We start from the raw sequence: 26144 nt of genomic DNA on the forward strand, positions 1-26144 counted from the left end.
AATGCCCTGATGGAGAGCACGATCGGCCTGTACAAAACCGAGCTGATCAAGCCCCGGCGGCCCTGGAAGTCGCTCGCCCAGGTCGAGTTGGCCACCGCCGAGTGGACCGACTGGTACAACCACCGCAGGCTCCACGGTGAGATAGGCCACGTCCCGCCCGTCGAGTACGAAGCCAACTACTACATGGAATCAACGAAACCCCAGGTCACAACCACAATCTGAGATCTCTACCGAACCCGGGGCGGTTCAAACTCCCGTTTCGCGAGAGTGTGGTGGACCGGTTGGGTCATCTCCGTGTCGGCCACCACGGCGTCGGTGGTGGCCACCTGCGTGATCACATGCGGTGCATCTGGCTCACAGGTCTCGGTCAGGTGGGCCTTGTAGCCGGTCCAGCCCGAGCCACGCTTGATCCCGTAACGGGCATCGGTGTCATAGGGAGAGCACAACCGGTGATGAACTGGTGGGAGATCCTTGCTCTCCCGCCAGCGCACGCCCCTGTCGTCGCGGTGGTACTGCTGGACCCAGGAGACACGCAGGACCCGCACCGCCTCGATCTCGCGCAGCCAGCCTGGAGCCGTGGGGGCGTAGACCGCGTCCAGCAGGAAAAATCCGTCTCGTCCGACCTGCCCAGACCATTGTTCACGGACCTCCTCGCCCTTGGGAAAGCGGTAGTCGTCCACGCGTGGCCCATAGCGCTCGGCCCACTCGGCTGTGACCAGGCCGGACAGCCATGTCGGGGCTACGACCGCCAGCGCTTCCAACGCGCCCCGCAACGTCTCGCCGACGAACTCCATCCGGTTCAGTGTCCGCACCGCCGCCAGCACGTGCGTGGAATCGGTCCGCTGCCGGCCACCTGCCTTCAGCAGGTCCAGCGTGCGCAGGCGTTCCAGCACCAGTTCCAGCGTCGTCTGTTCCAGTCCGTGCTCGATGAGACGGGAACGGAACAAGCTCAGTACGGAGGCATCGAACCCGGGATCATCCAGTTCCAGGCCGAGCAGAAACTTCCAGTCCATCCAGGCCCGCACCTGGTCAGCCACCTGCCGGTCGGTCAGCCCCTCCGCGTACTGCAACACCGATACCAACGCCAATGCCCCCGGCGAGACAGCTGGACGTCCCCGGACAGCGAACGCTCCGGCGAACGCCTCGTCCTCAAACAGCGGCCCAACGCCTCCCGGATCCGCACCGCCAGCTCCCCTTGGGAAAGGCCGCCCGCACCACCCGAGCCGTCAGCTCAGGCACCCCCTGATCCACACGCGGCTCCAGCGACATCCCTCTCGGCCCTCCCACCCACGACCACAACAACCATGGAGAACCAACGAACCAGCCCTGCTCGAATCACGCATCCCTCAGCAGAGTCCTGAAGCCCGGTGCACTGCGATTAGTTCCGGTAGCACCGTCCACGAGGTTCTGACGGCAACACTGACGGTAACCGGACCTGACAGCAGCGCACGCCAGCGGACTTCAGTGGACCGGCAAACCGCGCTTGACCTGCGGAAACACAGGTGGAACCAACTTCGTGCCGTCACCCGGCGACACCTGGATCGACGCACTGTTCCGGGAGTGAGTTGCGGGCATCCGCACCGTCACCGGACCGGAAGGGCATCAGAGGAGGGGCAGGTGGCGGTGTGGAGCAGGTTTGTACCCGTCACCGCGACCGCCGCCCCGTGCGTGCTTGCTTCGAGTGCACTCCAAGGTTTTACCGTGGGGGTCATGACGGTGAGGGAGAGCACTTCCGCAAGCTCGGACGTCTGCGCATCGGCACCCGGTCCGCATCCGCGCCCCGAGGGCCAGGACCGCTACACCATCAGTGAGGTCGTCGCCGTCACCGGGCTCACCGCGCACACCCTGCGCTGGTACGAGCGGATCGGGCTGATGCCGCACGTCGACCGGTCGCACACCGGCCAGCGCCGCTTCACCAACCGCGACCTGGACTGGCTGGCCTTCGTCGGCAAGCTGCGGCTGACCGGGATGCCGGTCGCCGACATGGTCCGTTACGCGGAGCTGCTGCGCGAGGGCGAGCACACCTTCGAGGAACGGCGGGAGCTGCTGGAGGCGACCCGCCGCGACGTGAGGACGCGGATCGCGGAGCTCCAGGACACCCTCGCCGTCCTCGACCACAAGATCGACTTCTATGCGGGTGCCCGACGGGCACCGGAGAGGCCCTGTGCCTGATGACTGACAACAAGATCGCCACGGTGGAGCTCGGCAACGGCGGCCCGCAGGTCGGCGTGCAGGGACTCGGCTGCATGGGCATGAGCGAGTTCTACGGGGACACCGACGAGTCCGCCGCCCGCGAGACGCTGGAGACGGCGCTGGCGGCGGGCGTCACCCTCTTCGACACCGCCGATGTCTACGGGAGCGGGGCCAACGAGACGTTCCTCGCCCCGTTCGTCGGGGCGCACCGGGACGAGATCACGCTCGCCACGAAGTTCGCCATCGAGCGCAAGGACGACGACCCGCACTACCGGGGCGTGCGCAACGACCCCGCGTACATCCGCCAAGCCGTCGAGGACAGCCTGCGCCGGCTGAACACCGATGTCATCGACCTGTACTACATGCACCGCCGCGACCCGGCTGTCCCGCTGGCCGAGTCCGTCGGCGCGATGGCCGAACTGGTCCAGCAGGGCAAGGTCAAGCAGCTCGGGCTGAGCGAGGTGACCGGCGCCGAACTGCGCGAGGCGTACGCCGTGCACCCGATCGCCGCCCTCCAGTCCGAGTGGTCGCTCTTCAGCCGGGACGTGGAGCGCAGCGCCGTGCCCGCCGCCGTCGAGCTCGGGGTGACGTTCGTCCCGTATTCGCCGCTCGGCCGGGGCTTTCTGACCGGGGCGTTCACGGACGCGGCCAAGGACCTGTCGGACGGGGACTTCCGCAAGTACCAGCCGCGCTTCACCGGCGACAACGCGAAGAGGAACGCCGCCCTGCTGGAGCCCGTCCACAAGATCGCCGCGGCGCACGGCGCTTCGGCCGCGCAGGTGGCGCTCGCCTGGGTGCAGCAGCGGGCCCAGGTGCACGGTCTGACTGTGGTGCCGATCCCGGGCACACGCAAGAGCAGCCGCCTGCTGGAGAACGTGGCCGCCACCCGCCTCACGCTGACCGACCAGGAGCTGGCGCTGCTGGAGCCGATCGCGGGGCAGGTGGCGGGGGACCGGTACCCGGACATGAGCTCGACGTCCGCCGCGCGCGAGTAGCCGGTACGGGGCGGGCAGCCGCCCCGGGCTCACCGTGCCTTCTCCTCCGTGATCGCGGCGAAGGCGCGGAGCGAGTCCGTGCCCGGGGCGAAGTAGCCGGTGTGGCCGCGGGCGTCGTCGGCACGGACGAGGCGCGCGCCGAACTCCGGGGCGGCCGGGTCGGGGCCGTGGCCGAGCCCCGCCACCTCGACGTTCGGTACGTCGTCGATCCAGTCCGTGGCGTCCTTCGCGGCCCAGACCCGGGCGTCGGTGTCCAGATCGGCGACGTCGTCCGCGCGCATCCCGGGCGAGCCGAGGACGACCAGGTCCCGGGCGCGCAGCCGGGGCGCGGCGAGCCCGCACACGACGGAGCCGTAGCTGTGGCAGAACACGGCGGGCGCGGGCACACCGTCGGCCGCGAGTCCGTCCGCGAACCGGGTCAGCCGGCCGGCCCCCGCCTCGGCGAGCGAGCCCGTCGCGGCATCGATGCCGAGGCCCACGGGGGTGGTGTACCCGGCCCAGGCGACGACCGCGCTGCCGGGCCCGGTCCGGGCGTACAGCGACTTCGCCATGCCGACCGGAGTGCCGTACACATCGTTCGTACGGTCGAAGGTCCCGGCGTCGATGTCCGAACCCGGCACCACGACCGCCACATGGCGCGCGGTGCTCAAGTCCCCGAAGACCTCGGCGACCTGACCGCGTCCGCGCGGGTCGAAGGCGAGGATCTGCCGATGTCCCGGCCCCGCGAGATGCGCGTACCTGGGGTCGTGACCGGCGCGCAGGGAACGGGCGTTGGCCCGGTAGCGCAGCGCGACGGGTACGCCGTCCAGATTCCCGACGACGAGTGGATGCCGTACGACCAGGGTCTGCTGCTGTGCGGCAGTCAACCCCCGGAAGAAGCGGCTCACTTCGGCGGGGGTGGTCCGCTCCGGGTCCGGCAGCTCGTGCCCCAGCACCTGATCCGCGCGCCAGGCCGCCGTGCCGGGGGGAGGTCCGGTCAGGGCCTGCTGTGCGTTTCCGGACGCCCAGCCGACCGTTCCCGCCACCACGGTGGTCGCCAGCGCGACCGCGACCAGAGTCCTTGCGTAACGGCGCATCCCGCCCCTCCCTCTCCGGCTGATCCGGCTCCCGCACGCCGTTCGGCGCGACGGAGAGGAAGGTAGGAAGAGAGTGGGTGCGGGGGCGTCGCACCAGGGGGCCAAGTGCGGGGTGCTACCGGGGTAGGGGGTGTACGGGAGCCTGCCGGAGGGGCGGGCGGGGGAAGACCCCCTACTGCTCGCCCGGCACCACCACCCCCGCCTCGTACGCGAAGATCACCGCCTGCGCCCGGTCCCGCAGCTCCAGCTTGGCCAGCACCCGGCCTATGTGCGTCTTCACCGTCTGCTCGGCCAGCACCAGCTTCCCCGCGATCTCCTGGTTGGACAGGCCCCGCGCGATCAGTTCGAGCACCTCCGTCTCGCGCGGAGTCAGCCCGTTCAGCCGCAGCGACTGGCCGCTGCGGGTGGCCCCGGTCGGGCCCTGCCGGGCGAAGTCCGCGATCAGTCGGCGGGTCACGGACGGGGCGAGCAGCGCCTCGCCCGCCGCGACCACCCGCACCGCCGAGATGAGGTCCGCGGGCGGCGCGTCCTTCAGTAGGAAGCCGGACGCCCCGGCGCGCAGCGCCTCGTACACGTAGTCGTCCACGTCGAACGTGGTGAGCATCAGGACCTTCGGCCGGTGCACCACCCCCGCCGGGGGGTTCAGCAGCTCGCGGGCCGCCGCCAGACCGTCCATCTCGGGCATCCGGACATCCATCAGGACCACGTCCGGGTGGACGCTCCGGCTGACGTCGATGCCTTGGCGCCCGTCCGGGGCCTCACCGACCACGTCGATGTCGATCTGCGCCGAGAGCAGCGCCGCGAACCCCGCCCGCACCATGGCCTGGTCGTCGACGATGATCACGCGGATGGTCAAGAGTCCTCCGGAACCGTGGGAGCAACAGGGGTCAGGGGCAGCCGTGCGGCCACCCGGAAGCCGCCGTCAGGCAGCGGTCCGGTGTCCAGCGTGCCGCCGGTCAACCGTACGCGTTCGCGCATACCGACCAGGCCGTGCCCCGTTCCGGTCGTCTCCAGCGGCGAATCGGGCCGCTCCGCCCGGTCGTTGACCACCAGGACGGTCAGATGCGCGCCGTCGGACGTGACCGACACCCGGGTCCGCGCACCGGGCGCGTGCCGGATCACATTGGCCAGCGCCTCCTGCACGATCCGGTACGCCGACACATCCACCGCCTGCGGTACGTCGGGCAGTTGAGCGGGGAGCGACAGCTCGGCCGGTAGCCCCGCCCGTACCGTCGCCTCCACCAGCTGCTGCACCCGGTCGAGCCCCGGCTGCGGTGCCCGCTCGCCCTTGGTGCCGTCGCTGCGCAGCACCGTGAGCAGCCGCCGCATCTCCGTCAGCGACTCCCGCGCGCTCGCCGCTATCGCCCCGAACTCCTCGCGCGCCTGCTCGGGCAGGCCACTGATCCGGTAGGGCGCGGAGTCGGCCTGGACCGTGATCACGGACATGTGGTGCGCGACCACGTCGTGCAGCTCACGGGCGATCCTGGCGCGTTCCTCCAGCAGGGTGCGCTGCGCCCGCTCGGCCTCGCTGATGGTCTCCTGCTCGGCGAGCCGACGCTGTGCGTCGCCCCGTTCCCGGATCACCGCGCCGATCACCATGAGCACTGCGCCGAACGCCGGGAGCAGCGCCGAGGTGCCGTTGCTGCGGTCCGTGCCGCCCAGGTGCAGGACCAGGCTCGCCACGGCGGTCAGCGCCCAGACGGAGACCACGGTCCGCCGGGTCTCGCGCAGGGCCACCGCCAGCATCACGAAGAGGTAGCAGATCAGCGTGGGCGGGGGCCACGGCCAGATGCCCGTCGGCGGGTCCGGGTACTCCAGCAGGACCAGCGCCCCCAGGATGTCCGCGGGGAAGATGATCCACCACGCCTGCAACGGGCGGTGCGCCAGCATCAGCAGCGGCGCCGTCTGGGCGACGGTCAGCAGGCCCGCCAGTCCGTCGGCCACACCGTATTCGTTGGTCAGCACATTGATCGTGACCGGGACGAAGACCGCCCCGAGGGTGAAAACGACCACGTACGGCAGCAGCCTCCGCCACCGCTTGGGCGCGTTGGCGAGCGGCGGGACCGGGGGATGGGACGGATGCGAGAGGGCGTGGGCGATCTCGCGCAGATTGCGGCGGGCGGCGCTCACCAGGCCGTCGGTGACGGACGGCGGGGGCGGCCTGTGCGGCGGGGAAGAGGGCATGGCCCGATCAGCGTAGGCACGGACCGGACCGATGGCGTCATACCGGGGTCCCGGCCCGCCGCCGCCCTTCTCGTACGGGAGTACTACCCCCCTGCTCGCCGCCCTCGGGCAGCTACAGCTCGGCGAGCAGTTGGGCCTTCTTCGCGCTGAACTCGTCGCCCGTCACCAGACCCGCCTGGTGCAGCTCCCCGAGGTGCCGGATCCGCTCCGCGATGTCCGCGGGATCGCGCCGCCCCGCGCCGGTCAGGGCCGGGGCCGGTGCGGGGTGCTTCCTGCGTACGGATTCCAGCACGGCCGCGGCGAACGGCAGCGACTCGTGCACCGGGCCGTAGCCGAGACCGAACACCACCGCAGCCGGGTCCTGATCGGCCCGGGCGGGGCGGGGGGTCATCTGCTGCGCGCTCTGCTCCGCGCCGAGCCCTGTGCCCAGCTCCGTACTCATGCCGGAACCGGCGCCCGTGCCGAGGCCTCTACCAGGACGCAGCCCCATGCCCATTCCCGTGCCCGGTCCCGGAGCCGCAGCTTCCAGGCCCCTCGGCACCAGCCGCAGATAGCCGTCGAAGGCCTCCGGAGAGCGCCACTCGACCCCGCTCAGCTCCGTCACCGGAAACGTCTGGTCGCCGGCCCTCCACTTCGCCGTGGAGGCACCCGTCCAGAACCAGCGGAACGAGACCCGGTCCCCGTCGAAGCCGGCCCGGCCGTCGTACGCCTTGAACTGCATCGGGGCCTCGGGGGCCGTGACCAGGAACCGCTCGGCGGGCTCCGCGGCGTTCGGGCCGAGCAAGGCGCGCAGCTCGTCCGCGTAGTACTCGGCGAGTGTCTCGCGTTCGGCGGGGAGCACCAGCCGGTACGGATCGCAGCCGTCCTTCAGCTGCCCGGCCGCGGCCTCCAGCAACGGATCGGCACCGGGCCTCGGCACCGCGTGCAGGACCACCGTGCCCCGCTTGCCCGGGGTCAGCGTCACCGACGACAGCGCCGTGTGCGGGACGCGGCGCTCGCGCAGGCTCTGGAAGAGCTTCGGCGTGCGGATGCCCCGTTCGAAGCGGATGAGCACGGAGTCGGTGTCGAACTCCCAGGTGGCATGAATTCCGGCCAGCACATCACCCATGTGCCTCATCGTATGCGGCACTTGCCCGCACGTCCCCCCTTGGTGAAAGCCCCGATGCGCGGCCGACATCGGCCCGCCGCCCCTGTCAGATCCTCTGGCTGCCGGTGACTCCGTCCTGGCAGGCGCTGTCGGAGCTTGCACAGTTCACCGAGTCGTAGGCCCCCACACCGATGGCGGCGAAGTTGCTGAGGCTCTCGGTGCCCGGCTCGAAATAGCCGCTGTGCCCGACCGCGCCGCCCGCCGAGACAATGCGTGCGCCGAAGCCCGGGTCGACCGGGTCGGCACCGTGTCCGAGGCCGCCGAGCTCCAGGTTCGGTACGTCCTCGATCCAGTCGTCGTGGTCCCGCATCGCCCACACCCTGGCCCCGGTGCGCAACTGCCCGGCGTTCTCCACCCGCATACCGGGGCTGCCCGCGACCGCGATGTCGGCGACCCTGGAGGGCAGTTCATGTGCGGCGACACCGCACAGCACCGAGCCGTAGCTGTGACAGAACAGCGAGACCGGCGCGTTGCCGGGCAACGCGCCCACCAACGCGTTCAGCCGTACCGCCCCACGCGCGGCGAGGTTCCCCAGCGCCGCGTCCATACCGACCCCGGCGGGCGTGGTGTAGTCGGCCCAGGCGATGACGGCGGTACGGGTGCCGGGGCGCGCGGCGCGCTCCGCCGCGTACAGCGACTTCGCCATACCGACGGGGGCGGCGTTCACCTTGGGGGCGGGCCGCTCCAGCGTCAGCAGATTGGTGTCGACGCCCGGAACGACCACGGAGACCCGCTCGGCCCGGTCGAGATCACCGAACACCTCTGCGGCACGGCCCTTTCCGGACGGGTCGAAGGCGAGGATGTGACGGTCCTCGGCGAGCATCGACTGGAAGCGCTCCATCCGGCGGACCGCCTCGGCGCGGCCTTCGGGGGAGAGCCTGACGTCGTGCATGCGCTGCCGCTCGACCGTCCGCGCCTGTACCAGGGCCCGCCGGTTGGCGTGGTAGCGCAGGGTGACCGGGGCGCCGTTCAGATTGCCCACGACCAAGGGGTACTTGTCGGCAAGACCGATGCGTTGCGCTGCCGTGAGCGTGGCGAAGAAGTGCGCGAGCCGGTACGGCGGTGCGTCGGCGTCAGGCAGCGCATGACCCGCTATCCGGCCCCGTGCCCAGGAGGCGAGCGCGACGGTGCGTGGCTCGTCGGACTGTTGGGGACGTATGGCGGTCCAGCCCGTGGTCGCCAGCATCACGAACACAACCGCGACGGCGAGCAGCGCGCGCCATGCGGTGAGGGTGGGGGAGGGGCCGAAGGAAGTCACTACGGCCCACATTAGGAGACGCGCGACAGCAGTCGTGAAGAGGGTGACGCACGTCACCCGGCTGTGGGGAATTCAAGGCCGTGCGTTTCACGCTGTATTGCTGCAGTCCGCACATTCGGGCGCGCGGAATGTCCCCGGGGTGTCGCATGTGTCTGTCGGGCAACGGCTGTTGTGAAGTCGGTCGTGCCGCGGCGGTGAGGTGTGCGGCATATCGGACGGAGATTCCATGGCGCTACCCGACCCCGTCGCCGGCCCCCGCCCGCCAGTTTCCGGCCAGTGCCGGGCCGAGCTGGTCCAGGTACGCCTCGGTCAGTGCGCGCAACGAGTCCACGCTGGTGTCCCGCCCCTGCCCCCAGAGCTGCCCGGTCACCCGCATCACCCCGCAGAACGCGGCCACGGCGACCCTCGGCCGCGGGTCCGTCTCCACGTCGAGCCCCTCGCGCTCGGCAATCAGCAGCGCTATCTGGTTCTCCAGATCCATGCTGCGCCGCAGGTGGACGGCGAGCAGCGACGGCGTCGACTCGATCAACCGGTACGTACGCATGTGGAGTTCGACCGTGACGATCGCCTCGATCGCCTCACCGATGTGCTTCCAGGCGCAGAGGACCGCGCGGCGCATCGCCTCGAACGGGGCTTCCGTGGCGGGGCGCCGGCGCAGCTCCGAGAGGAAGTACGACTCCACCATCTCCTGGATGGCGAAGGCGGCCTCCTCCTTGCTGGCGAAGTAACGGAAGAAGGTGCGCTGGGAGACCTCGACGGCGTCGACGATCTCGTCGACGGTGGTCTCCTCGTACCCCTGGGTGGTGAAAAGGTCGAGGGCTGCATGCAGCAGCGCGTCCCGGGTGCGTCGCTTCTTCCGTTCGCGCAGCCCGGTCAGATGCGCGGCCCGCTGCCCATCGGTCACTGAACTGGTCCTCTTTTCCTTATTTGTCCAGCTCAGCGTACCTGTGAGCTACATGCCCTGTGAGCTACATGACAGTTACTGACTTGTGAATTGGTTTGTCAACTGTCAGTGACTGACACTAAACTCGCGACATGACTAGTCAGACCACCGTCGAAAAGGCGTCGCGGGAGCCGCAGGACACCTCCGGGCCCGCACCTGCCAAGGGGCTGCGCGGCCACCCCTGGCTGACGCTCTTCTCCGTGGCCATCGGCGTGATGATGGTCGCGCTCGACGGCACGATCGTCGCGATCGCCAACCCCGCCATCCAGCAGGACCTGAACGCCTCGCTCGCCGATGTCCAATGGATCACCAACGGCTACATGCTCGCCCTCGCGGTCTCCCTGATCACCGCGGGCAAGCTCGGTGACCGGTTCGGTCACCGCCAGACCTTCCTCATAGGTGTCGTCGGCTTCGCCGCGGCATCGGGGGCCATCGGCCTCTCCCACAGCGCCGGCCTGGTGATCGCGTTCCGGGTGCTCCAGGGCCTCTTCGGCGCCCTGCTGATGCCCGCCGCGCTCGGCCTGCTGCGCGCCACCTTCCCGGCCGAGAAGCTGAATATGGCGATCGGCATCTGGGGCATGGTGATCGGTGCCTCGACCGCGGGCGGCCCGATCCTCGGCGGCGTGCTCGTCGAGCACGTCAGCTGGCAGTCGGTCTTCTTCATCAATGTGCCGGTCGGCGTGATCGCGCTCGTGCTGGGCCTGGTGATCCTCAAGGACCACCGCGCCGAGAACGCGCCGCGCTCCTTCGACATCGGCGGCATCGTGCTGCTGTCGCAGGCGATGTTCTGCCTGATCTGGGCGCTCATCAAGGGTGCCGAGTGGGGCTGGGGCGACTACAAGACGCTCGGCTTCCTGGGCGCCGCCGTGGCCCTGTTCGTGGTCTTCGCCCTCTCCCAGAAGAACGTCAGGGAGCCGCTGATTCCGCTGGCGATGTTCCGGTCCGTGCCACTGTCCGCCGGCACGGTCCTGATGGTGCTGATGGCCTTCGCCTTCATGGGCGGGCTGTTCTTCGTCACCTTCTACCTCCAGAACGTGCACGGTCTGAGCCCCGTCGTCAGCGGTCTGCACCTGCTGCCGCTGACCGGGATGATGATCGTCGCCTCGCCGCTCGCGGGCGCCATGATCACCAAGTTCGGCCCGCGGGTTCCGCTGGTCGGCGGCATGGTGTGCACGGCGGTCGCCATGTTCGGCATGTCCCAGCTGGAGATCGGCACCAGCACCCTGACCATGTCGATCTGGTTCGGTCTGCTCGGCCTCGGCCTCGCCCCGGTGATGGTCGGTGCCACCGAGGTCATCGTCGGCAACGCCCCGATGGAGCTCTCCGGTGTCGCGGGCGGTCTGCAGCAGGCCGCCATGCAGGTCGGCGGCAGCCTCGGTACGGCGGTGCTGGGCGCGGTCATGGCCTCCCAGGTCGACTCGAAGCTGAACGACAACTGGACGGCCGCGGGTCTTCCGCCCCTCAGCCCGGAGCAGATGGACCAGGCGTCCTCGGCCGTCTCGGTCGGCATCCCACCGGTGGACGGGAGCGTTCCGCCGGAGGTCGCGGGGAAGATCGCGGGCGTCGCCCACGACACGTTCGTGTCAGGCATGAGCACGGCGTTCATGGTCGCCGGCATCGTCGCGGTGGTCGCCGCACTGGTGGCCATGCTCACCAAGCGCGGTGCGAATGCCGAGGCGGGCGCGGGCGTCGGTCACATCTGACCAGTCGTCACGACGACACCCCGAGCGTCAACACAGTGCGTACAACAGCCCCGCCGGACCGTTCCGGCGGGGCTGTCGCCTATCCGGGTGGTGTCGCCCGAAGCCCCTTCCCGAGGCGTTGCCCCGCAGGCCAGGGTGCGTGCAACTGATTCGCACCACCACGGGGGTTGATTTCCATGCGTACGACCGTCCTTGCCACCGTCCTTGCTGCCGCCGCCCTGATTCCGCAGACCGCGGCCCACTCCGCATCCATCCGGCCCGGGGCCTGCGGAAGCGGTCAGCTCTGTCTCTGGGAGAAGCCGGACTTCACCGGCGCCCGGCAGATCCACGAGCTGTCCACTATCGACATCGAGAGCTGCGTCCCGCTGCCGAAGGGCACCAAGGTCCAGGCGCTCGCCAACCGCACCGGCCGCCCCGTCACCACGTACCAGTCCGCGGAGTGCGCCGAGACCGGCGAGTTCGAGACCTATCCGGGCGGCGGCACCTGGGTCCCCCAGTCCCCGTACCAGGTCAGGGCCTTCAAGGTCTGGGAGAACTGACCGGATACGGATACGCCGAAGGGCGGCGGGGCCGGATACGCCGAAGGGCGGCGGGGCCGGGAGCTCCCGCCGCCCTTGGTTCGTCGTCCGTCGTGCCTACGCGTCGCCGCCGGCCGCGCCCGGGTCGGCCGCGGCCACATCCAGCAGCTCGTACCGGTCGATCGCCGTCTTCAGCAGCGAACGGTCGATCCGGCCCTCCTTCGCGAGCTCGGTGAGCACCGTGAGGACGATCGACTGCGCGTCGATGTGGAAGAACCGGCGCGCCGCGCCCCGGGTGTCCGCGAAGCCGAAGCCGTCCGCACCCAGCGACTGGTACGAACCGGGCACCCAGCGCGCGATCTGGTCCGGTACGGAACGCATCCAGTCCGAGACCGCCACGAACGGGCCCTGGGAGCCGGAGAGCTTGCGCGTGACGTACGGGACGCGCTGCTCCTCCCCCGGGTGCAGCAGGTTGTACCGCTCCACGTCCACGGCCTCGCGGCGCAGCTCGTTCCAGGAGGTCGCCGACCAGACGTCCGCGCGGACGTTCCACTCGGCGGCGAGGATCTGCTGAGCCTCGACCGCCCACGGGACCGCCACACCGGACGCCATGATCTGGGCCGGGATCTCGCCCCGCTCGGCGGCCTTGTAGCGGTACACGCCCTTGAGGATGCCTTCGACATCCACGTTCTCGGGCTCGGCCGGGTGCTGGATCGGCTCGTTGTAGACGGTGAGGTAGTAGAAGACGTCCTCGTTCTCGTCGGGGGTCCCGCCGTACATCCGGCGCAGACCGTCCTTGACGATGTGCGCGATCTCGTAGCTGAAGGCCGGGTCGTACGCGACACAGCCCGGGTTGGTCGAGGCGAGCAGCTGCGAGTGGCCGTCCGCGTGCTGGAGACCCTCACCGGTCAGAGTCGTACGACCGGCGGTCGCGCCCAGCACGAAGCCGCGCGCGAGCTGGTCCGCCATCTGCCAGAACTGGTCGCCGGTGCGCTGGAAACCGAACATCGAGTAGAAGACGTATACCGGGATCAGCGGCTCGCCGTGCGTGGCGTACGCCGAGCCGGCGGCGATCAGCGAGGCCGTGCAGCCGGCCTCGGAGATGCCGTCGTGCAGCATCTGACCGGTCGGCGACTCCTTGTACGCGAGCAGCAGATCGCGGTCCACCGCCTCGTACTGCTGCCCCAGCGGGTTGTAGATCTTCGCGCTCGGGAAGAAGGCGTCCATGCCGAAGGTGCGGTACTCGTCGGGCGCGATCAGCACGAAACGCCTGCCGATCTCCTTGTCCCGCATGAGGTCCTTCAGGATGCGGACGAACGCCATGGTGGTGGCGATAGACTGCTGACCCGAACCCTTCTTCGCGGTCGCGTACGTCTTGTCCTCGGGGAGGACCAGCGGCTTCGCACGCACCACACGGGTCGGGACGTAACCGCCCAGACTCTTGCGGCGGTCGTGCATGTACTGGATCTCCTCCGAGTCGCGGCCCGGGTGGTAGTAGGGCGGGTAGCCCTCGTCCAGCTGCTTGTCCGTGATCGGGATGTGCAGCCGGTCGCGGAACCGCTTGAGGTCCTCGACTGTGAGCTTCTTCATCTGGTGGGTCGCGTTGCGGCCCTCGAAGTTCGGCCCCAGCGTCCAGCCCTTGACCGTCTGCGCCAGGATCACCGTCGGCTGACCCTTGTGGGCCTTGGCCGCCGCATAGGCCGCGTAGACCTTCCTGTGGTCGTGGCCGCCGCGGCCCAGGTGCAGGATCTGGTCGTCGGTCATGTCCTTGACCATGTCGCGCAGCCGCGGGTCGTCCCCGAAGAAGTGCTCACGGATGTACGCACCGGACTCGGTGGCGTACGTCTGGAACTGGCCGTCCGGCGTGATGTTCAGCTTGTTGACCAGGATGCCCGTGCGGTCCTGCGCGAGCAGCGGGTCCCAGGAGCGGTCCCAGACCAGCTTGATGACGTTCCATCCGGCGCCGCGGAACTGCGACTCCAGCTCCTGGATGATCTTGCCGTTGCCGCGCACCGGCCCGTCGAGGCGCTGCAGGTTGCAGTTGACCACGAAGGTCAGGTTGTCCAGGCCCTCACGGGCGGCGATGGAGAGCTGGCCCAGCGACTCGGGCTCGTCCATCTCGCCGTCGCCCAGGTATGCCCACACATGGGACCGGGACGTGTCGGCGATGCCGCGCGCCTCCATGTAGCGGTTCATCCGGGCCTGGTAGATCGCACCGAGCGGGCCGAGGCCCATCGAGACGGTCGGGAATTCCCAGAAGTCCGGCATCAGCCGCGGGTGCGGGTAGCTGGACAGGCCGTTGGGCGCCTTCGACTTCTCCTGGCGGAAGGCGTCGAGTTGCGCCTCGCTCAGCCGGTCCAGCAGGAAGGCGCGGGCGTAGATGCCCGGGGAGGCGTGCCCCTGGAAGAAGATCTGGTCGCCGCCCAGGCCGTCGTCCTTGCCCCGGAAGAAGTGATTGAAGCCCACGTCGTACAGCGAGGCGGAGGAGGCGAAGGTGGCGATGTGACCGCCGACACCGATCCCCGGACGCTGGGCGCGCGACACCATCACGGCCGCGTTCCAGCGGGTCGCGTTGAGGACCTTGCGCTCGATCTCCTCGTCGCCGGGGAAGAACGGCTCGTCCTTGGTGGCGATCGTGTTCACGTAGTCCGTACTGCGCATCTCCGGCACGGCGACGCGCTTCTCGCGCGCACGCTCGATGAGCCGGAGCATCAGATAACGGGCCCGCTCACGGCCTCGCTCGTCGACGGCGGCGTCGAGCGAGTCGAGCCATTCCTGGGTCTCTTCGGGATCGAAGTCCGGGACCTGGCTCGGCAGGCCGCCAATGATGATCGGGTTGCGATCGGATCCGGAAGCCACGCTGTTCCTTCGCTGTTCGGTTCTGCTCTACGGGGCCTGGTCACGGGAGAACATGCCCCCGGGATGTATGCAAGTACGCCATCACCATCGTGTACCGCGGGGGCGCAAACGTCATCTGTACCGTGGGGTAACCACCGAGTGGCGAGACATCACGTCCGGAGCGCGGGGATGGGTCGACCCAAACTGCAACCATACGCCCAACCCGTACAAGTGTTCCCAAAAGATGTTCGACTCCGAATGGCGGACCGAAACGGCATAAGCTGTGGAAGGACGTAAAGGGTGTGGACGGTAGCGCCGGCCCCCGCAGGGGACCTGCCGACAGTGCGGCGACGTGGCAGGTAACGTCACCGTTTAGGCGGTCTCACACGCTGGGTACTTGCGCGATCCGCCGCTCCCGTGTGGACTACGGCCAACGCCCCGCGCACGCGCGTGGCTGCAGCATTTTCCGAAAAATGATCAGGAGGCAACCCGTGAGCGCGACCGCGGACCACGCGGAGGAGCGGACCAACCCGGCAGCACGCCTGGGGTTCGAGCCCGGACAGGTGGTCCAGGAGATCGGCTACGACGACGACGTCGAGCAGGAGCTCCGTGAGGGCATTGAGGCCACTACCGGCCAGGATCTCGTCGATGAGGACTACGACGACGTCGCAGACGTCGTCCTGCTGTGGTTCCGCGACGAGGACGGCGACCTTACGGACGCGCTGGTGGATGCCATTGGTCTGATCGAGGACGGCGGTGCGGTCTGGCTGATGACGCCGAAGACCGGCCGTGAGGGATACGTCGAACCGAGCGACATCAACGAGGCTTCACAGACCGCCGGTCTCTCCCAGACCAAGAGCATCAATGCGGGCAAGGACTGGACGGGCAGCCGTCTGGTCACACCGAAGGCGGCCAAAGCCAAGCGCTGAACCGCATTCGCCACGCACTCTCCCTGAAGGCCCTCGACGGCATGAGCCGCCGGGGGCCTTCTTCGTACGGCTGGCAGCAGACGGCTGCCCGGCGGGGGCGCAGGGTGCCCCGTGCGGGCGCTGCGCGGCCTGCTGCGGGCTCTGCGTAGGGTGGGAGCCACCCGGACAGCCCAGCCCGGTGAACGTAGCGAAGGGACGCTTTTCATGGCGATCGAGGTCGGTACACAGGCCCCGGATTTCGAGCTGAAGGACAACCACGGCCGGACCGTGAAGCTCTCCGACTTCCGCGGCGAGAAGAACGTCGTGCTGCTGTTCTACCCGTTCGCCTTCACCGGCGTGTGCACGGGTGAGCTCTGCGCGCTCCGCGACGAGCTGCCGAAGTTCGAGAACGACGACACTCAGCTGCTCGCCGTCTCCAACGACTCCATCCACACCCTGCGCGTCTTCGCCGAGCAGGAAGGCCTGGAGTACCCGCTGGTCTCGGACTTCTGGCCGCACGGCGAGACCTCGCGGGCCTACGGCGTCTTCGACGAGGAGAAGGGCTGCGCGGTGCGCGGCACCTTCGTCATCGACAAGGAGGGCGTGGTGCGCTGGACCGTCGTCAATGGTCTGCCCGACGCGCGCGACCTCAACGACTACATCAAGGCGCTCGACACGCTCTGATCCGAGGCCGGTGGATCTGCGGGCGTCCCGGCCAAAAGCCTGCTTGGCGGGGAACCGGTCACTAGGATCCACTCGTTCATCGGATGCCAACACAATGTGGAGGCGCCGGCGCCCGCCGGCCTCCAAGGAAACCAATGGGAGGACTCGTGGGAGTCAGCCTCAGCAAGGGCGGCAACGTCTCGCTGACCAAGGCCGCGCCCAACCTGACCGCGGTGATCGTCGGTCTGGGCTGGGATGCTCGTACCACCACCGGTGGTGACTTCGACCTCGACGCCAGCGCCCTGCTGACGAACACCGAGGGCAAGGTCGGCAACGACGGCAACTTCGTCTTCTTCAACAACCTCAAGAGCCCCGACGGCTCCGTCGAGCACACCGGTGACAACCTCACCGGTGAGGGCGAGGGCGACGACGAGGTCATCAAGGTGAACCTGGCCGGCGTTCCGGCCGATGTCGACAAGGTTGTCTTCCCGGTCTCGATCTACGAGGCCGAGAGCCGCCAGCAGAGCTTCGGCCAGGTGCGCAACGCGTACATCCGCGTGGTCAACCAGGCCGACAACGTCGAGCTGGCGCGCTACGACCTGAGCGAGGACGCTTCGACGGAGACCGCCATGGTCTTCGGCGAGCTGTACCGCAACGGGGCGGAGTGGAAGTTCCGGGCCATCGGCCAGGGGTACGCCTCGGGGCTGCGCGGCATCGCGCAGGACTTCGGCGTCAACGTCTGAGAAGGCGCGACCGGGCCGGGCCGTCGAGGCGCAGTCCGGTCGACGCCGGCAAGTAGCGCGTCCGGCGCCGCACCTGTGCGGCGCCGGACGCGCTCAATGGCTGAACGGGCTCATGGCCCGCTCAGCGGCTCAACGGTTCAACAGACGGTTCATTCGACTCGGGGAGGACACACCATGGGCGTCACGCTCGCCAAGGGAGGCAATGTCTCCCTCTCCAAGGCCGCACCCAACCTCGCCCAGGTGCTGGTCGGGCTCGGCTGGGACGCACGATCCACCACTGGCGCCGACTTCGACCTCGACGCCAGCGCGCTGCTGTGCCAGTCCGGCCGGGTGCTCGGCGACGAATGGTTCGTCTTCTACAACAACCTCACGAGCCCCGATGGCTCCGTGGAGCACACCGGCGACAACCTCACGGGTGAGGGCGACGGCGACGACGAGTCGGTCATCGTGAATCTCACACAGGTGCCGGCGCACTGCGACAAGATCATTTTCCCGGTCTCGATCCATGAGGCGGACAATCGAGGGCAGAGCTTCGGCCAGGTCAGCAATGCGTTCATCCGCGTGGTGAACCAGGCGGACGGCCAGGAGCTCGCGCGTTACGACCTCAGCGAGGACGCCTCGACGGAAACCGCGATGATCTTCGGCGAGCTCTACCGGTACAACGGCGAGTGGAAGTTCCGTGCGGTGGGACAGGGCTACGCGTCAGGGTTGCGTGGCATCGCTTTAGACTTTGGGGTCAACGTTTCGTAAAAAGCCGCGCACAGCGCGGGGGAGCCCCGCACATATCCGGGGGAGACCCGTTACATACACGATGGGGTAACCAGTGGTTCTGAAAACCTTCGGCTGGTCGTTCGCGGTGACCGCGCTCGGCTTGGTCGCAGCGGCGTTCTACGGGGGGTGGGAAGCCTTCGGCGTGGTTGCGATCCTTTCCGTCCTGGAGATCTCGCTGTCCTTCGACAATGCGGTGGTCAACGCCGGAATTCTGAAGAAGATGAATGCCTTCTGGCAGAAGATCTTCCTCACGATCGGTGTGCTCATCGCGGTCTTCGGTATGCGGCTGGTGTTCCCCGTCGTGATCGTGGCCATCACCGCCAAGATCGGCCCGATCGAAGCGGTCGAACTTTCGTTCAGCCAGCCCGAGCGCTATGAGGAGCTGGTCACGGACGCCCACCCGGCGATTGCCGCGTTCGGTGGCATGTTCCTGCTGATGATCTTCCTCGACTTCATTTTCGAGGACCGGGACATCCAGTGGCTGCGCTGGATCGAGCGCCCGCTCGCCAAGCTGGGCAAGGTCGACATGCTGTCGGTCTGCATCGCGCTGATCGTGCTGCTGATCTCGGCCATGACCTTCGCGACCAACGCGCACCAGCACGGTGGCGGCCACGCGGACAAGGCGGAGACCGTCCTGCTCTCCGGAGTCGCGGGTCTGATCACGTATCTCGTCGTCGGCGGTCTCTCCGGCTTCTTCGAGAACAAGCTGGAGGAGGAGGAGGAGCGGGAGCACGAGGCCGAGGAGGAGGCCAGGAAGAGCGGCAAGAAGGTTTCTCCGGTCGCACTCGCCGGCAAGGCCGCGTTCTTCATGTTCCTCTACCTGGAAGTGCTCGACGCGTCCTTCTCCTTCGACGGTGTCATCGGCGCCTTCGCCATCACCAACGAGATCGTGCTGATGGCCCTCGGTCTCGGTATCGGTGCCATGTACGTCCGTTCGCTCACGGTCTACCTGGTCCGTGAGGGCACCCTCGACGATTACGTCTACCTGGAGCACGGCGCCCACTACGCCATCGGTGCGCTGTCCGTCATCCTGCTCGTCACCATCCAGTACGAGATCCCCGAGCTCATCACCGGCGGCGTCGGCGTCGCGCTGATCGCCTGGTCCTTCTGGTCCTCCGTCCGGCGCAACAAGGCGCTGGCGGCCGCCGGCGGGGGTGACGGCGCAGGTTCCGAGGCAGAAGTCCCGTCCGGGGTGTGACCCGGTAGGGATTGAGGAACGCTCTCTGCGGGGCGGTCCGTACGGCGACGGTTCTCCGGGAACACCCGGACCCGGCCCGGCGGCCGCCCCGCAGCGATGTGGGTGCCCTGTGCGACGCATGGGACGGCCGCCGGGGCCGGTGCCGGTTTTTCTACCGATACGTGTGGGGGTTGGGGATGGCATTCTGGGACAGACTGTGGCCGGGGCGGGAGGCACAGTTCGAGTCGGGCAACGCGTCGACCAGCTCCATCCTGCTGTCCAAGCGGCAAGCCACGGTCTCACTGACCAAGCAGGGCGCGCTGACCGGCAATCTGCGGGTCAATCTCTCCTGGCGGATGCGTACGTCCGACATCGAGGGCAGGTCGCGGCAGAGCGGCCGACTGCTGCGGCCCATGAGTCTCTTCAAGCCCGATGTGGTCCAGGCGCACACCCAGGGCGTGGTCAACGTCGACCTGGACCTGGGCTGCATGTACGAGCTGAAGGACGGCACCAAGGGGGTGGTCCAGCCGCTGGGCAACCTCATCGGCGACCTGAACGGGCCGCCCTACGTCCGGCTCAGCGGGGACGACCGTTTCGGGGCGCCGTCGGGCGAGACCGTATACGTCAATCTCGACCAACGCGACCAGATCAAACGGCTGCTGTTCTTCGTCTACATCTACGACCAGACGCCGGCTTTCGACCGTACGCACGCCAAGGTGACGCTCTACCCGGGCAACGGCCCGCGGATCGAGATCGAACTCGACGAGCGGGCCCCGCAGGCCCGCTCCTGTGCCGTGTTCACGGTGGAGAACATCAAGGACGAGCTGATCGTACGGCGCGAGGTGAAGTTCGTGTACGGGTTCCAGTCGGAGCTGGACCGGCTGTACGGCTGGGGCATGCAGTGGGGGCGCGGCTACAAGTCCCGGGCCTGAGCGCCGCACCCCAACCGCGGCGGTTCAGGGCCGTCCCATGGCCGCCGTCGCATGGCCGCCGCCCCGGGGCATTCTCAGGGCCGGACGAACTGCGGCCCCTGCGGCGGAAGCACGAAATTCGGGTCGGGGGCGGGCGCCGCGGCCGCAGCGGGCTGCGGGTAGCCATAAGCGGGCTGGGCGGTGGCCGGCTGCGGATACCCGTACGCGGGCTGCGGAGCCGGCCGGCTCATCGTGGGCTGCGGGTAGCCGTGGGCTGACTGCTGGTGCTGGACCGTGGCCTGCGAGTCCGGGCCGGGCGCCGGTGCGGGCGGGAACGCGGGCGCGGGCGCGGGCAAAACGGGCGCCGTCACGGGCGGGGACGTCGTTGCGTGCGAGGCGGCCGGATCGGGCTCCGCCGCGGCCTCCGCCTCGTCGACCGAGATACCGAAGGCGGTCGCCAGCCCCACCAGACCCGTCGGATAGCCCTGTCCCACGGCCCGGAATTTCCAGCCATCGCCGCGCCGGTAGAGCTCGCCGCAGATGATTGCCGTCTCCTCGCCGGTCTCCGGCCGCACCTCGAAGACGGCGAGCGGGTCACCGCTCGCCGCTGCCGCGTCGTACAGCAGGATGCGCAGATCGCGCACCTGTGCGAATGTGGCTCCGTCGGAGGACGCGGCGATGACCACCTGGTCGACCGAGGGGTCGAGCGCGTTGAGGTCGGCCTCGATGCCGTCTGTGAGCCCCTCGGGGACACTGCGCTTCGGCAGTCGTCGTACCAGGCCGGAGGGGTGGCGGGGCTGATTGTAGAAGACGAAGTCCTCGTCCGAGCGCACGCGGCCACCGGCTCCGAGCAGCAGGGCCGAGGCATCCACATCCGGAACCCCGGCGCCCGGAGTCCAGCGCAGCACGGCCCGTACGGCCATGGCATTCAGAGGGACGTTCGAGCCTTTCACCATCGCGTGCGTCATGCCCGTCATCCTGCCTGCTGGCTGCCCGCGCGGACAACGCGGGGGTCGCACCGTGTGTGTCGGCATTGCGTCGGAACCACGTCGTCCGCACTAGATCGGCCCGTCGGAAAATGGACGAGTTACCTGGAATTCATGCACGCAGGGAACTCTTGACACCTGTCCGTACGTACTATTACCGGCCATCCGTTATCCGATCAGTCGGGCAGTTCGGGGGAATCACATGCGTCATTTCGGGCATATTGCGCCCGCTGCGAGAGAGGGTCTGTTCTTCCAGGAGCCGTGCGAATTCGACGCGGACTCGCCGGTCAGCATGCTTTCGGCCGCCCTGGGAGCGACCCTGTACAGCCCTGCCACCAGGCCGAGACTTGCTGACGACGTCATCAAGCAGGCCGGGCGCGGTGTCGTCTCGATGGTGCTGTGCCTGGAGGATTCGATCGACGACTCCGAGGTCATCGGCGCCGAGGAGAACCTGGTCAGACAGTTCGCCGACCTCGATGAGCGCGACGCCGAGGTGCCGCTGCTCTTCATTCGGGTCCGGGAACCGGGCCAGATCGTCGACCTGGTGTGCCGGCTCGGCGACACCATCCGGTTGTTGTCTGGTTTTGTACTTCCGAAGTTCACCGAAGAGCGTGGCATGCCCTTCATGGAAGCGCTCGCCAATGCCGAGAAGGCATGCGGGCAGCGCCTGTTCGCGATGCCTGTTCTCGAATCGCCCGAGCTGCTGCATCTGGAGACCCGCACGGAAGCGCTCCAGGGAATCGCCCGCACCGTCGACAAGTACCGCGAGCGGGTGCTCGCACTGCGACTCGGTGTCACCGACTTCTGCTCGGCGTACGGGCTCCGCAGGGCGCCCGACATGACGGCGTACGACGTACAGATCGTCGGCGCCGTCATCGCCGACGTGGTCAATGTGCTGGGCCGGGCGGACGGCACGGGCTTCACGATCACCGGGCCGGTGTGGGAATACTTCCGGCTCCAGAAGCGCATGTTCAAACCGCAGCTGCGCCGCAGCCCCTTCCTGGAGGGCCGGGCGGAGGAATTGCGCACGGCGCTGATCGAGCACGACCTGGACGGCCTGCTGCGTGAGATCGATCTCGACCGGGCCAACGGGCTGCTCGGCAAGACCTGCATCCACCCGTCGCACGTCGCGCCCGTGCATGCCCTGTCCGTGGTCAGCCATGAAGAGTTCAGCGACGCACAGGACATCCTGCGGCCGGAACGCGGCGGCGGTGGCGTCCTGCGCTCCGCATACACGAACAAGATGAATGAAGTGAAGCCGCACCGCGCCTGGGCCGAGCGGACCTTGCAGAGGGCCGAGGTCTTCGGCGTGGCGAGGGAAGACGTCGGTTTCGTGGAGTTGCTGGCCGCGGGCCTCGCGGAATGAATGTGTCCTGCGGAGCGAGCATGCTCAGCGGAGTGAGCGTGTTCAGCGAAGTGAGCGTGCCTCGCGCGAGGAGCGTGCGTCACGGACTGGGTGCGCCTCGCGAAACGAGCGTGTCTCGATGAGCGAGCGCGCGGCAAGGAAAGAGACGGCGAACGTGGAGTGGTCGGGCAACTGGGTGGCGGAGCGACTGGGCGTCGAGCTCGTCGGCGACGGGAAGCCCGACGGCGACAGGGACCTCAGGGAACTGCTGGGCCTCGCCCTGCGCCGCAACCCCAAGCGGGCCCATCTGCTCGTGTCGAACGTGCTCGGCAAGCATGTGCCGCAGAAGCCTTCCGTGGTGTACGGCGTCGGATTCGAGCTCGGCCGGCGGGTGCACGAACTCCTCGGTGACGCCGAGGCGCGCCGGGCGGTCGTGCTCGGTTACGCGGAGACAGCCACCGGTCTTGGCCACGCGGTCGCCGACGGGCTGGGCGTGGCGCCGTACCTCCATTCGACGCGCCGCCCCGTCGAGGGCGTGGAGCGGGCGGGCGGCTTCGAGGAGTCGCACTCGCACGCCACCTCGCATCTGCTGCTCCCGGAGGATCCGAACCTTCTGGCGGGCGAGTGCGGCCCGACGGGCGCGGACGCGCCGCTGGTGCTGGTGGACGACGAGCTCTCCACGGGCAACACCGTGCTCAACACCATCCGCGCGCTGCACGGGCGGTACCCGCGGAGCCGGTACGTCGTCGTCGCCCTGGTGGACATGCGGTCGGTGGGCGACCGGGGACGGCTGGCCGAGTTCGCCGCGGAGATCGGCGCGCGTGTCGACCTGGTGGCGAGGAGCGCGGGCACGGTCACCCTCCCGGAGGGTGTCCTGGAGAAGGGCCAGGCACTGGTCGCCGCGCAGGAGGCAGCGGGCTCGGCCACCGCAGAGTCGGCCGCCACCACCGCGGCGGCGACGTCCGACTCCACCACGACCACGGCGGAGGCGTCCGACTCCACCACGACCACGGCGGAGGCGTCCGACTCCACCACCACGGCGGCGGCTGCCTCCATCACCACGGCGGCGGCCGTCGAGCCCGCTCACCGGCCGTTCACCCGGGTGGACTTGCAGTGGCCCGCCGGTGTGCCCGACGGCGGACGGCACGGCTTCACTCCCGCCCACCGGGCCGTCCTGGAGCCGGTCCTCCCGGCCATGGCCGCCCGCATCGCCACTGCGCTGGGCGACGCCCGCCGGGTACTGGTTCTCGGCTTCGAAGAGCTGATGTACGCCCCCCTGCGCCTGGGGACGGCCCTGGAGGACCACACCGACGCCGAGGTGCGCTACTCCACCACCACGCGTTCGCCCGTCCTGGCCGTGGACGACCCTGGCTATGCGATACGCAGTCGGCTGGTCTTCCCGGCCCACGACAACCCGGCCGACGGACCGGGTGACCGGTACGCGTACAACGTCGCGGGCGCCGGTTTCGACGCTGTCGTCGTCGCCGTCGACTCCACCGCCGATACCCCCGAACTCCACGCACCCGACGGCCTGTTGGCGCAGCTCGCTGCGCACGCCGACCACATCCTGCTCGCGGTCGTCCCCTCATACGTCCCGTCGTACGCCGCCCCGCGCGCCCCGTCGGGTCTCCCCTCGTACGTCTCCGAACGGCAGGAACCCTCCATGCTGCCCGAGCCCCTCCGCGGCCCCGACTTCTCCTCCTACGCGACCGACGACGTCGGCTGGCTGCTCCAGGACCTCTCGGACACCGAGCTGGAGGCACCCACCGAGGAGCGCGAGGAGGCGATACAGAGCGGTGGCGCGCACTACGCCGAGTCGCTGCCCGTCGAGTACCAGCCGTCCGCCCAGTACCAGGGCCTGTTCAAGGCGGCGCTGGATCTGTCGGCCGCCCGCGTGGCCCGCGCCGTCGGCACCGTCACCGAGACGGTCCTCGCGGAGCGCTCCCCCCGCCCCGTCCTGGTCTCGCTTGCCAGGGCCGGCACCCCCGTCGGCGTACTCATGCGCCGCTGGGCCGGGCACCGGCACGGGCTCGATCTGCCGCACTACGCCGTCTCCATCGTGCGGGGCCGCGGCATCGACGCCAACGCCCTGCGTTGGCTGGCTGCCCACCACGATCCGGCGGATGTCGTCTTCGTCGACGGCTGGACCGGCAAGGGGGCGATCACCCGTGAACTGTCCGCGGCGCTCGCCGAGTTCGACGGCTTCAACCCGGAGATCGCGGTCCTGGCCGACCCGGGCGGATGCGTCCGCACCTACGGCACCCGCGAGGACTTCCTCATCCCGTCCGCCTGCCTCAACTCCACTGTGTCCGGGCTGATTTCGCGGACCGTCCTCCGTTCCGACCTGGTCGGCCCCGACGACTTCCACGGCGCGAAGTTCTACCGGGAGCTCGCGGACGCCGATGTGTCCGGCCACTTCCTCGACACCGTCGCCGCCCACTTCGACGAGGTCGCCGATGCAGTGGACACCGAGGTCAAGGAGCTGCTCACGGCCGACCGCGCACCCACCTGGGAGGGCTGGGCCGCGGTGGAACGCATCAGCGAGGAGTACGGCATCCACGATGTGAACCTGGTCAAGCCGGGTGTCGGTGAGACGACCCGCGTACTGCTGCGTCGCGTCCCGTGGAAGATCCTCGCCAAGCGCGGTGCGGGCGCGGACCTCGAGCACATCCGTCTGCTGGCCGAACAGCGAGGCGTACCGGTCGAGGAGGTCGACGAACTCCCATACAGCTGCGTCGGGTTGATCCACCCGAAGTACACCAGGGGAGCGACGGGCGCGGACGGCAAGGCGGTGGAGTCGAAGTGAGCACCCCGGCCCCCTGGAATACCCCGACCGTCCGGACGACCCCGACTGTCCGGGCCACTCCGACCGTCCGGACCACTCCGACCGCCCGGACCACCCCGGCCATCGGGACCGACCCGAGCACGCCCATGACACTGGTCGCCAGCGACCTCGACCGCACCCTGATCTACTCGGCGGCGGCGCTCCAGCTCCCCATGCCGGACGCCGAGGCCCCCCGGCTGCTCTGCGTGGAGGTGTACGACCACAAGCCGCTCTCCTACCTGACCGAGACGGCCGCGACACTGCTCGGCGAACTCGCCCGCACCACGGTCTTCGTGCCCACGACCACCCGCACCCGCGAGCAGTACGGGCGCATCCATCTCCCCGGACCCGCACCGCGATTCGCGATCTGCGCCAACGGGGGACACCTCCTCGTCGACGGTGAGTCCGACCCCGACTGGCAGAGGCAGGTGTCCCGCAGGCTCGCCGACGAATGCGCCTCGCTCGCCGAGGTCCGTGCCCATCTCCTGGCGGCGGCCGACCCCGCCTGGCTGCTCAAGGAACGGGTCGCCGAGGACCTCTTCGCCTACCTCGTCGTCGAACGTGCGCTGCTGCCCGAGGGCTGGGTCAAGGAGCTGGGGGAGTGGGCGGAGACCCTTGGATGGACGGTCTCCCTCCAGGGCCGCAAGATCTACGCCGTGCCGGGCCCGCTCACCAAGAGCGCCGCCATGAACGAGGTCGCCCGACGCACCGGCGCCACGCTCACCCTCGCCGCCGGTGACAGTCTCCTCGACGCCGACCTGCTCCTCGCCGCCGACCGTGCCTGGCGCCCGGCCCACGGCGAACTCGCCGACACCGGCTGGAGTGCCCCGCACGTCGACGTGACGGCCGAGTACGGTGTGGCCGCGGGCGAGGAGATCCTGCGGCACTTCCTCCAGGTCTCGGGCCCGGGGCAGGCGTTCTGACACCAGCTCACCGACGCGCGCCCGATCCTGGTGGGACC

At 69.1% G+C, this 26144-nt stretch carries 23 protein-coding genes; 14 read left to right on the plus strand and 9 right to left on the minus strand.

Annotation, left to right across the window (positions count from 1 at the left end; translation table 11 throughout):
- On the plus strand, positions 1 to 222 hold a 222-nt coding region (locus ACZ3IC_RS06345; RefSeq protein ID WP_467413186.1), incomplete at its 5' end, for an integrase core domain-containing protein.
- Between the two features lie 5 nt (positions 223 to 227).
- Here the strand turns inward: ACZ3IC_RS06345 and ACZ3IC_RS06350 are convergent.
- On the minus strand, positions 228 to 1088 hold the full coding sequence (locus ACZ3IC_RS06350) for a transposase (protein WP_467413188.1): 861 nt from the start codon (positions 1086 to 1088) through the stop codon (positions 228 to 230).
- A gap of 622 nt (positions 1089 to 1710) precedes the next feature.
- Here ACZ3IC_RS06350 and ACZ3IC_RS06355 point away from each other — a divergent pair.
- Positions 1711 to 2172: a MerR family transcriptional regulator gene (locus tag ACZ3IC_RS06355; RefSeq protein WP_467413190.1), complete on the plus strand. Its 462-nt coding sequence runs from the start codon at positions 1711 to 1713 to the stop codon at positions 2170 to 2172.
- The gene (locus tag ACZ3IC_RS06360; RefSeq protein WP_467413194.1) at positions 2172 to 3188 is read left to right on the plus strand and encodes an aldo/keto reductase; all 1017 of its coding nucleotides are present in this window, start codon (positions 2172 to 2174) and stop codon (positions 3186 to 3188) included. Before ACZ3IC_RS06355 ends, ACZ3IC_RS06360 begins: the two co-directional genes overlap by 1 nt.
- Positions 3189 to 3217: 29 nt before the next feature.
- On the opposite strand, the gene ACZ3IC_RS06365 is transcribed toward ACZ3IC_RS06360, so the two are convergent.
- The 6 genes from ACZ3IC_RS06365 to ACZ3IC_RS06390 all read right to left on the minus strand — a co-directional run bounded on the left by ACZ3IC_RS06365 (position 3218) and on the right by ACZ3IC_RS06390 (position 9757).
- Complete coding sequence (locus ACZ3IC_RS06365) at positions 3218 to 4264, minus strand: alpha/beta hydrolase (RefSeq protein ID WP_467413197.1); 1047 nt, start codon at positions 4262 to 4264, stop codon at positions 3218 to 3220.
- Between the two features lie 172 nt (positions 4265 to 4436).
- A complete protein-coding gene (locus ACZ3IC_RS06370) occupies positions 4437 to 5120 on the minus strand; it encodes a response regulator (protein WP_467413198.1) in 684 nt (227 codons plus the stop codon).
- Positions 5117 to 6448, minus strand: a complete 1332-nt coding sequence (locus ACZ3IC_RS06375) for a sensor histidine kinase (RefSeq protein ID WP_467413200.1) — start codon at positions 6446 to 6448, stop codon at positions 5117 to 5119. Before ACZ3IC_RS06375 ends, ACZ3IC_RS06370 begins: the two co-directional genes overlap by 4 nt.
- A gap of 112 nt (positions 6449 to 6560) precedes the next feature.
- Positions 6561 to 7556, minus strand: a complete 996-nt coding sequence (locus tag ACZ3IC_RS06380) for a DUF4429 domain-containing protein (RefSeq protein WP_467413203.1) — start codon at positions 7554 to 7556, stop codon at positions 6561 to 6563.
- A gap of 85 nt (positions 7557 to 7641) precedes the next feature.
- On the minus strand, positions 7642 to 8853 hold the full coding sequence (locus ACZ3IC_RS06385) for an alpha/beta hydrolase (RefSeq protein WP_467413206.1): 1212 nt from the start codon (positions 8851 to 8853) through the stop codon (positions 7642 to 7644).
- A gap of 232 nt (positions 8854 to 9085) precedes the next feature.
- Positions 9086 to 9757, minus strand: coding sequence for a TetR family transcriptional regulator (locus tag ACZ3IC_RS06390; RefSeq protein WP_467413207.1), 672 nt, complete (start codon positions 9755 to 9757; stop codon positions 9086 to 9088).
- A gap of 254 nt (positions 9758 to 10011) precedes the next feature.
- On the opposite strand from ACZ3IC_RS06390, the gene ACZ3IC_RS06395 reads away from it, so the two are divergent.
- Entirely contained in the window at positions 10012 to 11499 is a 1488-nt protein-coding gene (locus tag ACZ3IC_RS06395) for an MFS transporter (protein ID WP_467414000.1), read from the plus strand.
- 176 nt (positions 11500 to 11675) lie between these two features.
- The gene (locus tag ACZ3IC_RS06400; protein ID WP_467413210.1) at positions 11676 to 12038 is read left to right on the plus strand and encodes a peptidase inhibitor family I36 protein; all 363 of its coding nucleotides are present in this window, start codon (positions 11676 to 11678) and stop codon (positions 12036 to 12038) included.
- Between the two features lie 96 nt (positions 12039 to 12134).
- Here the strand turns inward: ACZ3IC_RS06400 and aceE are convergent, their stop codons facing one another.
- Positions 12135 to 14876 (minus strand): pyruvate dehydrogenase (acetyl-transferring), homodimeric type, encoded by a 2742-nt coding sequence (gene aceE, locus ACZ3IC_RS06405; RefSeq protein WP_467413213.1) that lies wholly within the window; start codon positions 14874 to 14876, stop codon positions 12135 to 12137.
- A gap of 470 nt (positions 14877 to 15346) precedes the next feature.
- Here aceE and ACZ3IC_RS06410 point away from each other — a divergent pair, with 470 nt between their 5' ends.
- The 6 genes from ACZ3IC_RS06410 to ACZ3IC_RS06435 all read left to right on the plus strand — a co-directional run bounded on the left by ACZ3IC_RS06410 (position 15347) and on the right by ACZ3IC_RS06435 (position 20049).
- Positions 15347 to 15784, plus strand: coding sequence for a DUF3052 domain-containing protein (locus ACZ3IC_RS06410; protein ID WP_467413216.1), 438 nt, complete (start codon positions 15347 to 15349; stop codon positions 15782 to 15784).
- Positions 15785 to 15988: 204 nt separating this feature from the next.
- Entirely contained in the window at positions 15989 to 16447 is a 459-nt protein-coding gene (locus tag ACZ3IC_RS06415) for a peroxiredoxin (RefSeq protein WP_467413218.1), read from the plus strand.
- Positions 16448 to 16593: 146 nt separating this feature from the next.
- Entirely contained in the window at positions 16594 to 17169 is a 576-nt protein-coding gene (locus tag ACZ3IC_RS06420) for a TerD family protein (RefSeq protein WP_467414002.1), read from the plus strand.
- Between the two features lie 174 nt (positions 17170 to 17343).
- Positions 17344 to 17919 carry a TerD family protein gene (locus ACZ3IC_RS06425; protein ID WP_467413219.1) on the plus strand — a complete coding sequence of 192 codons (576 nt, stop codon included), beginning with the start codon at positions 17344 to 17346 and terminating at the stop codon, positions 17917 to 17919.
- A 73-nt stretch (positions 17920 to 17992) separates the two neighbouring features.
- Positions 17993 to 19138, plus strand: a complete 1146-nt coding sequence (locus ACZ3IC_RS06430) for a DUF475 domain-containing protein (RefSeq protein ID WP_467413222.1) — start codon at positions 17993 to 17995, stop codon at positions 19136 to 19138.
- Between the two features lie 176 nt (positions 19139 to 19314).
- A complete protein-coding gene (locus tag ACZ3IC_RS06435) occupies positions 19315 to 20049 on the plus strand; it encodes a TerD family protein (RefSeq protein ID WP_467413223.1) in 735 nt (244 codons plus the stop codon).
- Positions 20050 to 20123: 74 nt separating this feature from the next.
- Here the strand turns inward: ACZ3IC_RS06435 and ACZ3IC_RS06440 are convergent, their stop codons facing one another.
- Positions 20124 to 20996: a TerD family protein gene (locus tag ACZ3IC_RS06440; RefSeq protein WP_467413224.1), complete on the minus strand. Its 873-nt coding sequence runs from the start codon at positions 20994 to 20996 to the stop codon at positions 20124 to 20126.
- Positions 20997 to 21216: 220 nt separating this feature from the next.
- On the opposite strand from ACZ3IC_RS06440, the gene ACZ3IC_RS06445 reads away from it, so the two are divergent.
- From ACZ3IC_RS06445 to ACZ3IC_RS06455, 3 genes are all read left to right on the plus strand, one after another.
- Positions 21217 to 22380 (plus strand): HpcH/HpaI aldolase/citrate lyase family protein, encoded by a 1164-nt coding sequence (locus ACZ3IC_RS06445; protein WP_467413226.1) that lies wholly within the window; start codon positions 21217 to 21219, stop codon positions 22378 to 22380.
- Positions 22381 to 22498: 118 nt separating this feature from the next.
- On the plus strand, positions 22499 to 25165 hold the full coding sequence (locus tag ACZ3IC_RS06450) for a phosphoribosyltransferase (protein WP_467413227.1): 2667 nt from the start codon (positions 22499 to 22501) through the stop codon (positions 25163 to 25165).
- A 125-nt stretch (positions 25166 to 25290) separates the two neighbouring features.
- A complete protein-coding gene (locus tag ACZ3IC_RS06455) occupies positions 25291 to 26106 on the plus strand; it encodes an HAD family hydrolase (protein ID WP_467414005.1) in 816 nt (271 codons plus the stop codon).
- Positions 26107 to 26144 lie beyond the last annotated feature (38 nt).

The organism is Streptomyces sp. NPDC002958 (genome assembly GCF_055563255.1).